A 13,187-nucleotide genomic window follows, 5' to 3' on the forward strand; every position below is an offset into this window, starting at 1 on the left:
CTGTCCTCGCCCCCACCACGCCCTGCCACCCGCTCACCCAACCTCCTTGGCGCGCAAGGGTGGTGTCCACATGTCAAAACGCATATCTCAGATGCCGAACTGATCCCTTACGGTGAACCCAACGCCTCGACAGCACTTCGACGACGAAGGAGCCAGGTCCCATGAACGCCTCGGAAGCCACTCGCACGGCAGCTGCCACGGAGCCCGCGCACGAAACCGCGGTCTACACGCACGGGCACCACGAGTCGGTGCTGCGCTCGCACCGCTGGCGCACCGCCGAGAACTCGGCCGCGTACCTGATCGGCGAGCTGCGCCCGGGGATGAGCGTCCTGGACGTGGGCTGCGGCCCGGGCACGATCACGGCGGACCTGGCGGAGCTGGTGGGGCCGCAGGGCCGGGTCACGGCGGTGGACGCGGCGCGGGACGTGGTCGACCAGGCCGCCGCTTACGCGAAGGAACGCGGACTGACCGGCATCGAGTTCGCCACGGCCGACGTCCACGCGCTGGACTTCCCCGACGACTCCTTCGACGTGGTCCACGCCCACCAGGTGCTGCAGCACGTGGGCGATCCGGTGCAGGCACTGCGCGAGATGCGCCGGGTGTGCCGGCCGGGCGGGATCGTCGCGGCGCGGGACGCGGACTACGCGGCGATGACCTGGTACCCCGCGACTCCGGGGCTGGAGGAGTGGCTGGACCTGTACCGGCGGGTCGCGCGCGCCAACGGCGGCGAGCCGGACGCCGGACGCCGCCTGCGCGCGTGGGCGCGGGCGGCGGGCTTCACGGACGTGACCTGCACGGCGACCTCCTGGTGCTACGCGACCGAGGAGGAGGCCGCGTGGTGGTCCTCGCTGTGGGCGGACCGTACGACGGCCTCGGCCTACGCCGGGATCGCGATCGGCGGTGGACACGCGACCCGGGCTCAGCTGTCGGCCGTCGCGGACGCCTGGCACACCTGGGGCGCGGAGCCGGACGCCTGGTTCTCGGTGCTGAACGGCGAGATGATCTGCCGCGCCTGACCCCGGCGGGCGTGCCTTCGGTTCAGGCCGCGAGGCGTACGGGGAGCAGTTCGGGCCGCTTGGCCGTACGGCCGTCTCCGGAGGAGCGCCCGCGCAGCCGGCGCCCGATCCAGGGCCCGGCGAAGCCCACGGCCCACCGCAGCTCCCCGGCGACGCCCCGCAGCCCCGCCGGGGCGGCGGGCGGCGGGCCGGGCAGCGGGCGGGTCCAGGCGTCGTCGCTACCGGGCAGCCCCAGGGCGTGCGCGACACCGGCGGCGATCATCGCGTGGCCGGACGGCGCGGCGTGCAGCCGGTCCGCGCTCCACATCCGGGGGTCGGTGGAGGCCTCGTGGCGGGCGAAGTCGGCGACGGCCACCCCGTGCCGCTGCGCCGCCTGCCGTATCCGCTCGTTGAGCGCGGTGACGCGCGGGGCCGCCCCCTTGGCGAGCGGGACGAGCTTGGCGATGTCGGGGAAGGTGACGGTGGCGACGCGGGCGCCCTGCGCGGTCAGCGCCTCGAACATCGCCTCCAGGTGCCCGGCGACCTCGTCGGCGTCGAAGCGGGGCCGCAGCACGTCGTTGACCCCGGCGACCACGGTGGCCAGGTCGGGGCGGAGCGCGAGGGCCGGCCCGAGCTGCCCCTCGCGGACCCCCGCCGCGAGGCGGCCCCGTACGGCCAGGTTGGCGTAGAGCGCGTCGGGCTCGTGGACCGCGATCAGTTCGGCGAGCCGGTCGGCGCACCCGCGCAGCCCGGTGCGGTCGTCCCCGTCGCCCACGCCCTCGCTCTGGCTGTCGCCGAGCGCCACGTACCGGGTCGGCCGTCGCTGCTCACTGCTCTCCACGGGATGCCCGCCTCTCGTTCAGAATGATCGTGGTGCGCTCGTACCAGGCGCGGTTGGCCCGCTCGAACTCCAGGCCGCGCAGGCAGGTGAGGTAGGGGCCGATCCGTGCGCCGTGGCGCAGGAACTCCTCCTCCGTGCGCTCGCCGCGCATCGAGCGGAGCAGCTTCTCGAACAGCTCGGCCTTGGCCGTCGCGAAGGCGGTCCGCTCCGCGAGCTGCGCGATCAGCGCCCCCGTGTCGACGTACTCGGCCGCCTGGACCTTCACGAGCAGGTCGTCGCGGATGACGCAGGGCTTGGTCTCGGCGGCGGTAAAGCGCTCCAGCTCGGCCAGTCCGGCGTCGGTGACCTTGAACAGCCGCTTGTTCGGCCGGGTGTCCTGGACGACCTCGCGGCCCGCGATGAAGCCCTCCCGCTCCAGCCTGGCCAGCTCGGCGTAGAGCTGCTGGGGCAGGGCGTGCCAGAAGTTGGCCACGCCCGTGCCGAAGGACTTGGCCAGCTGGTAGCCGCTCAGCTCCTCGTCGAGCAGCGCCGCCAGTACGGCGTGACGCAAAGCCATCGGTCGGTCTCCTCGGGATCGTGCGCGGCAGCGTCTTCTCAAGGACGCCCGGACCATGATAGTCAAGAAACTGACTAATCACATCGGTGACTATCGAGGAGTTCTCATGAGTACCGACACCAGCACGGCCGACCGCTTCCGTGCCGCCGTCGCCGGCCGTGACCTCGCCGCGCTGGACGCGCTGTTCACCGACGACGTCCGGCTCAACAGCCCGGTGAAGTCGAAGCCGTTCGAGGGCAAGCCGGCGGTACTGGCCCTCTTCCGCGTGCTCCTGCGCACCTTCGAGGGCTTCCACTACGTCGGCCACTTCGACGGCAGCGTCCAGTCCGCCGGTGTCCCGTTCGGGGCGGAGGGAGACGAGGGACCGGCGACCGTACTGCCGTTCCGGACCACCGTGAGCGACCGGCACGTGCACGGCATCGACATGCTGCACCTCACGCCGGAGGGCCTGATCGACGAGATCACCGTGATGATCCGCCCCCAGACGGCGGTCATGGCGGTCGGCGAGGCGGTCCTGGCGGGCCTGATCGCCGACGGCGTGGTGACCGCCTGAGCGACTGACCGGTTGACCGGTTGACCGGCTGACCGGCTGACCGGACCTCCGACGGCAGCCCAGTAGACTCGGTGCCCGTGGCGGATACCCAGTACGAAGACCTGTTGAAGCTGGTGCTCACCTCCGGGACGGCCAAGGCCGACCGGACGGGCACCGGCACCCGGAGTGTCTTCGGGCACCAACTGCGTTACGACCTGTCGCAGGGGTTTCCCCTGGTCACCACGAAGAAGGTGCACCTCAAGTCGATCGTGTACGAGCTGCTGTGGTTCCTGCGCGGCGAGTCGAACGTCGGCTGGCTGCGCGAGCACGGCGTCACGATCTGGGACGAGTGGGCCGACGAGAACGGCGACCTCGGCCCGGTCTACGGCGTCCAGTGGCGCTCCTGGCCCACCCCGGACGGCCGGCACATCGACCAGATCACCGAGGTCCTGGACACGCTGCGCCGCGACCCGGACTCCCGCCGGATGATCGTCTCCGCCTGGAACGTCTCCGAGCTGTCCAAGATGGCGCTCGCACCGTGCCACGCCTTCTTCCAGTTCTACGTGGCCGACGGCAAGCTCTCCTGCCAGCTGTACCAGCGCAGCGCGGACCTGTTCCTCGGCGTGCCGTTCAACATCGCCAGCTACGCCCTGCTCACCCACATGGTGGCGCAGCAGGCCGGCCTGGAGCCGGGCGACTTCATCTGGACCGGCGGTGACTGCCACATCTACGACAACCACGTCGACCAGGTGACCGAGCAGATCTCGCGCACCCCCTTCGAGTTCCCCCAGCTGGAGCTGCACCGGGCCGACTCGCTCTTCGACTACGCCTACGGCGACGTGAAGATGGCCGGCTACGAGCACCACCCGGCCATCAAGGCCCCGGTCGCGGTATGAGCCCCGACACGAACGCCGGCAGCGACGCCGGCACCGGCATGGACGTCGGTCTGGTCTGGGCGCAGAGCTCCGACGGCGTGATCGGCGCGGACAACGGGATTCCCTGGCGGCTGCCCGAGGACATGGCCCACTTCAAGGCCACCACCCTCGGCCATCCGGTGGTGATGGGCCGCAAGACCTGGGATTCGCTGCCGGCGCGGTTCCGTCCGCTGACCGGGCGGCGCAACATCGTGGTCACGCGTGACCCCGAGTGGGCCGCCGAGGGCGCGGAGCGCGCCGGCTCCATCCCCGAGGCCCTGGAACTCGCGGCCGGGCAGGGCGGGCAGGCCGGGCAGCCCCCGTCCGCCGAGCCCGCCACCGCCTGCTGGGTGATCGGCGGCGGAGAGGTCTACCGCGCCGCCATGGCCCACGCCGTGATGCTCTCGGTGACCGAGGTCGACACCAAGGTGATCGGCGACACCCACGCCCCGGAGCTGGATCCGGCGTGGACCGTCGCCGAGGACGCCGGCTGGCAGTCGTCGGTGACGGGCCTGCGCTACCGCATCTGCACCTACACCCGGTAGGCGGGGCCCCGCCTGCCGCTCCCCGCCCGCCTACTCCACCGGCGGGCGCATCCGGAAGTTGTACGCGGCCGGCAGCGGGCGGTCCGTGAGGGTGGCCCAGACCTCCGAGAGGGTCTCCTCGCCCTCGCGGAGGTCGGGCAGTTCGAAGCCCTCCTCGAAGACCCGCCGGGCCGCGCCCACATGACCCTCGGCCGCGAGCAGCCGGGCCGCCGACAGCCGGAAGCGGCCCTCCTCGCGCAGGGCGGGGCGCAGCCGGTCCCACACCGAGCGGGCCTCCGGCAGCAGCCCCGCCGCCAGCAGGGACGCCAGTGCCTCCCGGCCCAGCGCCGATTCGGCGGCCAGCCAGCCCGCGCCGCCCCGGCTCTCCTCGGCCAGGTCATCGAAGGCCTCGGCGTACCAGCGGGCCGCCCGGGCCGGGTCGCCGGCCAGGTCGTCGGCGACCGCCAGGCACCTCAGCAGGGGCCACCGCGAGGGGGCCAGCGCCAGCCCGCGCTCCCAGCTCCGTACCGCCTGGGCGATGTCCCCGGCGTGCCACTGGGCGACCCCGAGGTGGTACTCGGTCAGCGGGTCCGCCGGAGCCGTCTCCAGCATGTCCCGCCAGTGCGGGGCGACCAGGCTCGGGCCGGGCGGCGCCACCCGGCGCGGGGCGGGGAAGACCCCGGTGCGCCACAGCTCCAGCCAGGGGGCCTGGTCCTCGTCGAGGGTGTCCTCCGCGAAGGGGGTGCCGGGCAGTTTGTGGCCGCCGCACAGAACCTCCAGCGCGCCCCAGCCGGAGCCGGCGGCCAGCCGCTCCCCCGGTTCGGTGTCGGCGCACCCGCGCCACGCCTCGTACGCCGCGTCCACGGCCGGCCCGGGCAGCGCGGACTCCAGCGCCGTCCCGGCCGCGGCGCGGGCCGCCGCCCAGTCGTCCCCGTGCACGGCGACGGGGTCCGCGGACAGGGCCCCGTAGGCCTCCAGCCAGCTGAACTCCGCGCCCGCCTCCAGGCGTACGTGTTCCAGCTGGGTCCGGGCGAGCCCGGCCTGGATCTCCGCGTACCCGGCCGTGCCGGGCTCGGTCAGCCACTCCTGCCAGCGCCGGCCGCCCTCGCCCGCGCCCCAGACGAAGAGCTTGCGGCCGCGCAGCCGGGCCGTGGAGGTCTGGACGAGTCCGCGCCCGTCGGCGTCGAGGGAGGCGATCCAGGGCCGGGTTCCGGCCTCGACCTCGTAGAAGAAGTCGGCGGGGTATTCGCTGCGCAGCGGGTACGTACGGTCAGCGCCCTCCCATCCGGGTACGGGGATGCGCCGCAGGGAGCGCTCGTACCCGAAGTGCCAGGCCTCGTCGGCCGGGGCCAGGACGCGGGTGCCGGCCTCCTCGGGCACGGCGATGTTGGACCACCAGTAGACGGGCGCGGGCCGCTCGTGCGGATTGCGCACGCGGACGCCGACGTAGAGGAACTCCGAGTCCTCGGGCAGCCACAGGTCCACCTGGAACGGCAGGTCGCGCAGCCGCTCCCACTCCCAGAGCCGCACCATGACCCCGCCGTCGGGCGCCGGGACGAGCGCGGCGTGCAACGGGGCGCAGGAAAGGGTGGTGTGGCCGGTGGCACCGAGGTTCCACTCGATGCCGCCGGAGAACCAGGCGCCGTTCAGCGCGAAGTTGGCGGGCTGCAACACCGGATTGCGGTAGAGCAGTTCACGTCCGGTGGGGAGGTGGACGAGCGAATGGATCCGGCCGCCGAGGCCCGGCAGGACGGTGACGCGCAGGTGCGCGTTCTCGATGACGATCGTCTCGAAGTCCCGCTCCGTGCGCACCCGTCGATAGCCGTCCCGGATCCGGACGGGCAGCAGCGAGCGCAGCGGCTCGTACCCGATCTGGCGTGCCATGTCGCGCGGCAGGCCCTCGCGTCCGGGGGCACCTCCCAGCGGTGGCTGGGGGAGGTGGTCCAGCGTGTGCACTCCGCCGGACTCGCGGAGGGCCGGCAGCGGGTTCTCGGGGCCCAACGGGGCTGCGGGGAGGGTCAGTACGGAGCGGCGGACGGTGGTGGCCATGAGGGAAATGGAACACGCCACGGGCTCCGGTGCACAGGGATTCGGCGGATCACCACCGGTCAGGATTACGCAAAACCTTCTCTCGCGCGGGCCGGTGTCCGACCATGAAGGGCATGAGCGACGTGATCAGAAGAGGTCAGTTTTTCGACGGGGAAGAGTCCGCGCGCCGGTTCGCGGGACCGACGACGGGCGACGAACGACGGATGCTCGTCGACGTGCTGCGGGCCCAGCGTGCGACGCTCAGGCTCAAGTGCGCCGACCTGGGGCCGGAGTTGGCCGAGCGGGCGGTGCAGCCGTCCACGCTGTCGCTGCTGGGCCTGGTCCGCCATCTCGCGGACGTGGAGCGCCGCTGGTTCCGTCAGGTGCTGGACGGGCAGCAGGTTCCGCTCCGGTTCTGGTCCACGGCCGCCCCCGACGGGGACTTCGACGGCGCGGTGGCCACGCCCGAGGTGATCCGGGAGGCCTGGGAGGCGTGGCGGGCGGAGGCGGAGTTCGCGGAGGCGTTCACGGAGCGGGCGCCGGACCTGGAGGTCTGCGGGAAGGACGCGTGGCGGGGCGAGGTTTCGCTGCGCTGGGTGCTGATCCACATGATCGAGGAATACGCGCGGCACAACGGCCACGCGGACCTGCTGCGCGAAAGCATCGACGGAGCGATAGGGGTCTGAGCGCGCCGCCGCCGCGGCGGCCGGACCGGTCGGCCGGGCCGCCGGGGTGGGACCGGGCCGGTCCGAGCCGCGGGCCCTACGCGAACGCGCCCGCCACCAGGTCCGCGAGCAGGGCCCCGGCGCGCCCGTCGGGATCCAGGTCCGGGTCGTAGATGGTGACGTTGAGTCCCACGCAGCGCGGGGAGCTGATCAACACCCCGAGCAGTTCGGCGAGTTCGTCGGGGATCAGCCCGCCCGCGTCCGGGCTGTCGACGGCCGGCATCACGGACGGGTCCAGTACGTCGGCGTCCAGGTGGACCCAGAACCCGGCGGTGGCCGGGGGCTGCAGTCCCGTCAGGGCGGTACGGGCCACCGGCCCGGCGCCGCGGTCGCGGATCGCCCCCACCGTGGCCGCGAAGATCCCGGCGGCGCGCAGCTCCGGGAGGTCCGGGTCCCCGTCGCGCAGCCCGAAGAGCCGGACGTCCTCGTCGCGCACGTAGGGCCCGAGGCCCTCCAGGTCCGCGAGGTCCGCCTGGCCGCGCCCGGTGGCGAGCGCCAGTTCCTCGCCGCCGGCCGCTCCGACGGGCCCGTTGACGGCCGCGTTGCCGGGGTGGCGGAAGTCGGCGGAGCCGTCGATCGCGGCGATGCCGTACCGCCCGAGGCGCCGCATGGCCAGGGAGGCACCGAGCTGGATGGAGCAGTCGCCGCCGAGGACGACCGGGAACTCCCCGGAGCGCAGGTGGTCCTCGATCCGGTCGGCGAGGGCGACGGTGTACGCGGCGAGGGGCCCGGCGTGGAACACCCCGTCGCCCTCCTTCCAGTCGCCCCGGTCGTAGCGCGGCGGGACGACCACCCCGCCCTCGCGCGCGCCGAGGCGGGCCAGCAGGCCCTGTTCGCGCAGGGCCCCGGCGAGTTTGTACACACCGGGAACGGCGCCCGGGGCCGGGGGTCGGAGCCCGAGGTTGGACGGTGCGTCGAGGAGCACGAGGGTTCGCATGGACTCATCCTGTGCGATGCGGGGCCCCGGGACATGGCATTTCGGACGTGAGCGCCCAGCGTTCGTGGTCCCGCCAGGCGCCGTCGACCTGGAGGAAGTCCGGCGACAGCCCCTCCAGCCGGAAGCCCAGCCCTCGGACGAGGGCGATCGAGGCGGTGTTTCCCGGCTGGATATTGGCCTCCAGCCGGTGCAGTGCGAGCCCGTCCGCGGAGAAGGCCTGCGCCACGGCGAGGCCGAGCGCCTCCCGCATGAGTCCCCGGCCCGCCGCGTGGGCGAACGCCCCGTAGCCGAGCGCGCCGCACCGGAAGGCTCCGAGGACGATGTTGTTGACGTTCACGAAGCCGGCGATGGCGCCCGATTCCCGCTCGCACGCGAGGAATCCGGCTCTGCCCGGGGCGGCGGCCCCCGTCGCGCCGGCGATCAGCGGGGCGGCGTACGCCTCGTAGGCCTCCGCGGTCGCGGGCGGCGACAGCCACGGGTGGTGGAGCTCCCGGCTCTCGCGCACCCGGGCGGTGAACTCGGCCTCGTCAGCGGGCCGGTAGGGCCGCAGCCCGATCCGGCCGCCCTCGGCCAGGTAGGGAGAATTCGGCATCGCCCCAGGCTAGGCGCTGTGACAGGATCCCGATGTGATCATCACCCCGAACACCGAAGAACTCCTCCTCGCGGCCGCGTACAACAACGCCGCGTGGTGCGCCGCGGTCTGCCGCGACGGCGGCTTCACCGCCCAGGCCTGGAGCAGCCCGCGCCCGACCCCGCTCTACTACCCGGATGCCGTGACCCTCACCCGGGACACCGACACGGCCGCGCTGCTCGCCGGGATCGACACCGCGGCGCCCCGCGCCTCGGTCAAGGACAGCTTCGCCGTGCTCGACCTGGCCCCGGCCGGCTTCGAGGTCCTCTTCGGCGCCGAGTGGATCCACCGCCCTGCGGGCGCTCCCGGCGCCGTCCCGGCCCTGGAGTGGAGCCGGATCTCCGGCCCCGGGGAGCTGGTGGCCTGGGAGACGGCCTGGGACGGCGAGGAGAGCACCGGGCTGTTCCACCCGGGGCTGCTCACGGGGACCACCGGGGAGACCGCGGAGGCCGCGGAGACCGGAGACACCGGGGAGATCGCCTTCCTCGCGGGGCGCGACGCCGAGGGCCGGATCCTGGCCGGGGCCGCCGCCAACCGCACCGGTGAAGTGGTCGGCGTCTCCAACGTGTTCAGCGCCGACGGAACCCCGGACGACGAGGCCTGGACGGGCGCGCTCACCCTGGCCGCCTCGCTCTGGCCCGGCCTGGCGCTCGTCGGCTACGAGTCGGGGGACGACCTCGACACGGCACTGCGCCACGGCTTCACGGCCATCGGCCCGCTCCGGGTCTGGGTCCACTCGGGCTGACCGCGGCCCCGGGCCCCGGACCCCGGGGCTCCCGCTATGTGCGGCGCCGGGCGAAGTAGACCCCGCACAGCCCGCCCAGTACGGCCGCGATCAGCAGGGCGACGTACAGCGGCATCGTCACCTGCGGGATCAACAGCCGGATCTTGGTGGGGCGGGTGTTCTCGAAGATGAACACCAGGGTGAGCACCGCGAGCGCGGCGATGCCGGCGCGGCCCGGGGTGATCGGCCCGCGCCCCTTGCCCCGGCTCTTGGAGGTGTGGGAGCTCATGGCCCCATCGTCCGCTCGCGGCGCCCCGGAGGCTCAGTCGGACAGGGCCAAACGGGGGATGTCCGCCCGCTCGAACCCGAACACCTGCGCGTACAGCGAGAGCTCCGCCTCCAGCGCCCGGACCATCGTGTCCGCGCGCCGGAAGCCGTGCCCCTCGCCCTCGAAGGTCACGTACGCGTGCGGCACCGACCGCCCGCGCATCGCGGCCAGCAGCCGCTCCGCCTGCGCGGGCGGGCAGACCGGGTCGTCCAGACCCTGGAGCAGGACGAACGGCGCGGTGATCCGGTCGGCGCGGGCCACCGGGGAGCGCTCGCGGCTGAGCAGGGCCAGGGTCTGCGGAGGTCCGGCGAGGCCGTCGACGTAGCGGGACTCCAGGTCGTGGGTCTCGGCGGCGAAGCCGGCCAGGTCCAGTACCGGGTAGATGATCGCCGCGCACGCGTACAGGTCGGTGGCCGCCAGCGAGGCCGCGGCCGTCCAGCCGCCCGCGCTGCCGCCCCGGATCGCGAGCCGGTCCGGGTCGGCGGTGCCCTCGGCGGCCAGGGCCCGCGCCACCGCGGCGCAGTCCTCCACGTCGACGATGCCCCACTGTTCGCGCAGCCGTTCCCGGTAGGCGCGCCCGTAGCCCGTGGAGCCGCCGTAGTTGACCTCGACGACGCCGATGCCGCGGGAGGTGAAGTAGGCGATGTGCAGGTCGAGAACGGGCGGCACGTGGTCGGTGGGGCCGCCGTGCGCCCACACCACGTACGGGGGCAGCTCGTCGGCCCTGGCGCGCAGCAGGGGGTGGTGCGGCGGGTAGACGTGGGCGTGGATCTCCCGGCCGCCCCGGCCGAAGAAGGTCCTGCTCTGCGGCTCCGGGTAGTAGGCGGGGTCCGCCCGGTCGGCCGGTCCCGGTCCGCGGGCCTCACCGGGCCCAGCCGCCCCGCCCGTACCGTCGGCCCCTTCCGCCTCGTCCGCTCCCGGGGAGCCGCGGCCGCCCACCACCCGGGCGTGCCCGGTGGCCGTGTCCAGCTCCACCACCTCGTACGCGCTGCGCGGGCTGGCCGCGACCCCGTAGACCCGGCCGCCGCTGACGGCGAGGGTGGGCTGCCAGGCCGTCCACGGCCCGGCCGCGTCGACCAGGTCCCCGCTCTCGGGATCGAGCACGCCGAGCACCGAGGAGCCCCGGCCGTGCAGGACGGCCACCAGTCCGTCGGGGAGCGCCGCGATCCAGCGCAGGCCGGGCTTCCACAGCGGCCCGCCGAACTCCTCTTCCCGGGGGCACAGGTTGACGGCCTCGCCCGTCTCCCGGTCCACCCGGTACGGGTTCCACCAGCCGCCCCGGTCGCTCACCGCGAGGAGGCTTCCGCCGGTGGTCCACTCGACCTGCGCGACGGCCTCCTCGGGTCCGCCGAGCACGGTACGGGGCTCCGCGAGCCGGCCGTCCGCGGTGACCTCGGCGAGCCGCAACTCGGTGCCGTCCCACGGCATACGGGGGTGGTCCCACACCAGCCAGGCCGCCTGCCGCCCGTCGGGAGAGAGCCGGGGCCCGCTGCTGAACCGGTACCGGTCATCGGTCAACTCCCGCACGCGGGACCTGTCTTCCGCGGCCGACCCGTCCAGCGGTACGGCAGCCAGGACGCGGCGCACATCGGTCGGCCCGGCTCCGGTGAACTCCTCCAGCACGCACCAGACTTCACCGTCACGCAGCACCGGGTCGGCCCAGCGCAGCCCGCCGCCCACCGCCGAGACGGGGGTCAGCGCCCGCGGGGCCGGGCCGCCGGGCGCGTCCGGCTCGTACGCGTACAGCCGCTGGTCGGCGAAGTGGACGAAGACCACCAGAGGCCCGCCCAGGGGCCGTTCGGCTCCCGCCCAGGGCAGTCCGCCGTACTCCGTGACCCGGCTGCGCACGTTCCACGGCGCGGGCAGCGCGCAGAGCGCGGGTCCGCCGTCCGCGGGCCGGCGGACCAGGGCGCGGCGGCCGCCTTCGGCCGGCCGGGGCACCGTCCACCACACCTCGGCACCGATCGCGCCGACGTACTCCGGCCTCCCGTCGAGGGAGGCGGCGAGCCCGGCGCCGATCGGCGAGGGCCAACTGCCGTAGGGGGCGGTGCCGTCGCCGCGCGGGGTCTTCACAGTGTGCGCAGGGCTCGGTCGAGGACGCGGACCCCGAAGTGCAGGGCGTCGACGGGCACCCGCTCGTCGACTCCGTGGAAGAGGGACCAGTAGTCGAAGCCGGGCGGCAGCTTGAGCGGGGAGAAGCCGTAGCCGGTGATGCCGAGCCGGGAGAACTGCTTGGCGTCGGTGCCGCCCGCCATGCAGAAGGGCACCACGTGCCCCTCCGGGTCGAAGGCCTCGACGGACTCGCGCAGGATCCCGTACGTCCGCCCGTCCACGGGGGCTTCGAGGGCCACCTCCCGGTGGTGGAACTCCCAGTGCACGTCGGGGCCGGTGAGCTCGTCGAGGGTGGCGGTGAACTCGGCCTCGCCGCCGGGCAGCATCCGGCCGTCCACGTACCCGGTGGCGGTGCCCGGGATGACGTTGAGCTTGTAACCGGCGCTGAGCATGGTCGGGTTGGCGCTGTTGCGGACGGTCGCCTCGACGAGCGCGCCGGCCGGGCCGAGCTTGTTGAGGATCTGGTCGAGCTGGAAACCGGGGTCGCGCGGGTCCACCGACATCCCCTGCAGGGCCGCGAGTTCGGTGATGCAGGCGGTGACGGTGTCGGTGAGGCGGACCGGCCAGTCGTGCTCGCCGATGCGGGCGACGGCGGCGGCGAGGCGGCTGACCGCGTTGGCCCGGTTGGGCTTGGAGCCGTGTCCGGCGGTGCCGGTCGCGGTGAGCTTCAGCCAGGCGGTGCCGCGTTCGCCGGCGGCGATCGGGTAGAGGGCCTGCCCGGGCGCGGCGTGCACGGTGAAGGCACCGGATTCGCTGATGCCCTCGGTACAGCCTTCGAAGAGCTCGGGGTGGTGGTCGGCGAGGAAGCCCGAGCCGTCGATCGCGCTGTCCTCCTCGTCGGCGGTGTAGGCGATCACGATGTCCCGCCGCGGCTTCACTCCGGCCCGCGCCCAGGCCCGTACGACGGCGAGCACCATCGCGTCCATGTTCTTCATGTCGACGGCGCCGCGGCCCCACACCACCCCGTCGCGGACTTCGCCGGAGAAGGGGTCCACGCTCCAGTCGGCGGCCTCGGCCGGGACCACGTCGAGGTGGCCGTGGACCAGGAGGGCGGGGGCGGTGGGGTCGGTGCCCGCGATCCGGGCCACCACGTTGGTGCGGCCCGGGGTGCGTTCCAGCAGCGCGGGCTCCAGGCCGATGGCGGCCAGCCGCTCGGCGACGTACTCGGCGGCCGGGCGCTCCCGGCAGTCGCCGCCGCCGCGGTTGGTGGTGTCGATGCGGATCAGGCCGGAGGTGAACTCGACGGCCTCGTCGAGCGCCCTCTGATCGACGGGGGCGACGGGGGCGGTGGAGGCGGCGGGGGCGGCAGGGCCGCTCCCGGTTCCACCCGGACCGGACAT

Annotated in this window: 14 protein-coding genes; 6 read left to right on the forward strand and 8 right to left on the reverse strand. The window is 74.0% G+C overall.

Annotated elements, in window-relative coordinates:
* Positions 1 to 161 precede the first annotated feature (161 nt).
* Positions 162 to 1,016: a class I SAM-dependent methyltransferase gene (locus tag OG276_RS05675; protein ID WP_266903333.1), complete on the forward strand. Its 855-nt coding sequence runs from the start codon at positions 162 to 164 to the stop codon at positions 1,014 to 1,016.
* A 22-nt stretch (positions 1,017 to 1,038) separates the two neighbouring features.
* Here the strand turns inward: OG276_RS05675 and OG276_RS05680 are convergent, their stop codons facing one another.
* Positions 1,039 to 1,836: an SGNH/GDSL hydrolase family protein gene (locus OG276_RS05680; protein ID WP_266903335.1), complete on the reverse strand. Its 798-nt coding sequence runs from the start codon at positions 1,834 to 1,836 to the stop codon at positions 1,039 to 1,041.
* Positions 1,823 to 2,392: a PadR family transcriptional regulator gene (locus tag OG276_RS05685; protein ID WP_266903337.1), complete on the reverse strand. Its 570-nt coding sequence runs from the start codon at positions 2,390 to 2,392 to the stop codon at positions 1,823 to 1,825. Before OG276_RS05685 ends, OG276_RS05680 begins: the two co-directional genes overlap by 14 nt.
* Positions 2,393 to 2,498: 106 nt before the next feature.
* Between OG276_RS05685 and OG276_RS05690 the strand changes: the two genes are divergently transcribed.
* The 3 genes from OG276_RS05690 to OG276_RS05700 all read left to right on the forward strand — a co-directional run bounded on the left by OG276_RS05690 (position 2,499) and on the right by OG276_RS05700 (position 4,383).
* On the forward strand, positions 2,499 to 2,945 hold the full coding sequence (locus tag OG276_RS05690) for a nuclear transport factor 2 family protein (RefSeq protein WP_266903339.1): 447 nt from the start codon (positions 2,499 to 2,501) through the stop codon (positions 2,943 to 2,945).
* Between the two features lie 77 nt (positions 2,946 to 3,022).
* Complete coding sequence (locus tag OG276_RS05695) at positions 3,023 to 3,820, forward strand: thymidylate synthase (protein WP_266903341.1); 798 nt, start codon at positions 3,023 to 3,025, stop codon at positions 3,818 to 3,820.
* 38 nt (positions 3,821 to 3,858) lie between these two features.
* The gene (locus OG276_RS05700; protein ID WP_266912555.1) at positions 3,859 to 4,383 is read left to right on the forward strand and encodes a dihydrofolate reductase; all 525 of its coding nucleotides are present in this window, start codon (positions 3,859 to 3,861) and stop codon (positions 4,381 to 4,383) included.
* 30 nt (positions 4,384 to 4,413) lie between these two features.
* Here the strand turns inward: OG276_RS05700 and OG276_RS05705 are convergent, their stop codons facing one another.
* Positions 4,414 to 6,411 carry a DUF5107 domain-containing protein gene (locus OG276_RS05705; RefSeq protein WP_266903343.1) on the reverse strand — a complete coding sequence of 666 codons (1,998 nt, stop codon included), beginning with the start codon at positions 6,409 to 6,411 and terminating at the stop codon, positions 4,414 to 4,416.
* Between the two features lie 113 nt (positions 6,412 to 6,524).
* Here OG276_RS05705 and OG276_RS05710 point away from each other — a divergent pair, with 113 nt between their 5' ends.
* On the forward strand, positions 6,525 to 7,076 hold the full coding sequence (locus OG276_RS05710; protein ID WP_266903345.1) for a DinB family protein: 552 nt from the start codon (positions 6,525 to 6,527) through the stop codon (positions 7,074 to 7,076).
* Between the two features lie 76 nt (positions 7,077 to 7,152).
* Here OG276_RS05710 and OG276_RS05715 read toward each other — a convergent pair whose 3' ends face one another.
* Together OG276_RS05715 and OG276_RS05720 are read right to left on the reverse strand one after the other, a co-directional pair.
* On the reverse strand, positions 7,153 to 8,052 hold the full coding sequence (locus OG276_RS05715) for an arginase family protein (RefSeq protein ID WP_266903347.1): 900 nt from the start codon (positions 8,050 to 8,052) through the stop codon (positions 7,153 to 7,155).
* 4 nt (positions 8,053 to 8,056) lie between these two features.
* Positions 8,057 to 8,644 (reverse strand): GNAT family N-acetyltransferase, encoded by a 588-nt coding sequence (locus tag OG276_RS05720; protein WP_266903349.1) that lies wholly within the window; start codon positions 8,642 to 8,644, stop codon positions 8,057 to 8,059.
* A 34-nt stretch (positions 8,645 to 8,678) separates the two neighbouring features.
* On the opposite strand from OG276_RS05720, the gene OG276_RS05725 reads away from it, so the two are divergent.
* The gene (locus tag OG276_RS05725) at positions 8,679 to 9,428 is read left to right on the forward strand and encodes a hypothetical protein (protein WP_266903351.1); all 750 of its coding nucleotides are present in this window, start codon (positions 8,679 to 8,681) and stop codon (positions 9,426 to 9,428) included.
* A gap of 34 nt (positions 9,429 to 9,462) precedes the next feature.
* Here the strand turns inward: OG276_RS05725 and OG276_RS05730 are convergent, their stop codons facing one another.
* From OG276_RS05730 to OG276_RS05740, 3 genes are read right to left on the reverse strand one after another with little or no spacing between them, the layout of a single operon-like run.
* The gene (locus OG276_RS05730; RefSeq protein ID WP_266903353.1) at positions 9,463 to 9,696 is read right to left on the reverse strand and encodes a LapA family protein; all 234 of its coding nucleotides are present in this window, start codon (positions 9,694 to 9,696) and stop codon (positions 9,463 to 9,465) included.
* Between the two features lie 33 nt (positions 9,697 to 9,729).
* Positions 9,730 to 11,808, reverse strand: coding sequence for a prolyl oligopeptidase family serine peptidase (locus OG276_RS05735; RefSeq protein WP_266903355.1), 2,079 nt, complete (start codon positions 11,806 to 11,808; stop codon positions 9,730 to 9,732).
* Positions 11,805 to 13,187, reverse strand: coding sequence for a M20/M25/M40 family metallo-hydrolase (locus tag OG276_RS05740; protein WP_266912557.1), 1,383 nt, complete (start codon positions 13,185 to 13,187; stop codon positions 11,805 to 11,807). The genes OG276_RS05735 and OG276_RS05740 overlap by 4 nt, the downstream gene beginning before the upstream one ends.

Source organism: Streptomyces sp. NBC_00086 (assembly GCF_026343255.1).
Lineage (GTDB): Bacteria > Actinomycetota > Actinomycetes > Streptomycetales > Streptomycetaceae > Streptomyces.

What these genes read in the sequence shown, in the direction of transcription:
- OG276_RS05675 (WP_266903333.1), top strand. Translation starts at nt 162, where the DNA reads ATGAACGCCTCGGAAGCCACTCGCACGGCAGCTGCCACGGAGCCCGCG.
- OG276_RS05685 (WP_266903337.1), bottom strand. Translation starts at nt 2,392, where the DNA reads ATGGCTTTGCGTCACGCCGTACTGGCGGCGCTGCTCGACGAGGAGCTG.
- OG276_RS05690 (WP_266903339.1), top strand. Translation starts at nt 2,499, where the DNA reads ATGAGTACCGACACCAGCACGGCCGACCGCTTCCGTGCCGCCGTCGCC.
- OG276_RS05700 (WP_266912555.1), top strand. Translation starts at nt 3,859, where the DNA reads ATGGACGTCGGTCTGGTCTGGGCGCAGAGCTCCGACGGCGTGATCGGC.
- OG276_RS05705 (WP_266903343.1), bottom strand. Translation starts at nt 6,411, where the DNA reads ATGGCCACCACCGTCCGCCGCTCCGTACTGACCCTCCCCGCAGCCCCG.
- OG276_RS05710 (WP_266903345.1), top strand. Translation starts at nt 6,525, where the DNA reads ATGAGCGACGTGATCAGAAGAGGTCAGTTTTTCGACGGGGAAGAGTCC.
- OG276_RS05715 (WP_266903347.1), bottom strand. Translation starts at nt 8,052, where the DNA reads ATGCGAACCCTCGTGCTCCTCGACGCACCGTCCAACCTCGGGCTCCGA.
- OG276_RS05720 (WP_266903349.1), bottom strand. Translation starts at nt 8,644, where the DNA reads ATGCCGAATTCTCCCTACCTGGCCGAGGGCGGCCGGATCGGGCTGCGG.
- OG276_RS05730 (WP_266903353.1), bottom strand. Translation starts at nt 9,696, where the DNA reads ATGAGCTCCCACACCTCCAAGAGCCGGGGCAAGGGGCGCGGGCCGATC.
- OG276_RS05740 (WP_266912557.1), bottom strand. Translation starts at nt 13,187, where the DNA reads ATGTCCGGTCCGGGTGGAACCGGGAGCGGCCCTGCCGCCCCCGCCGCC.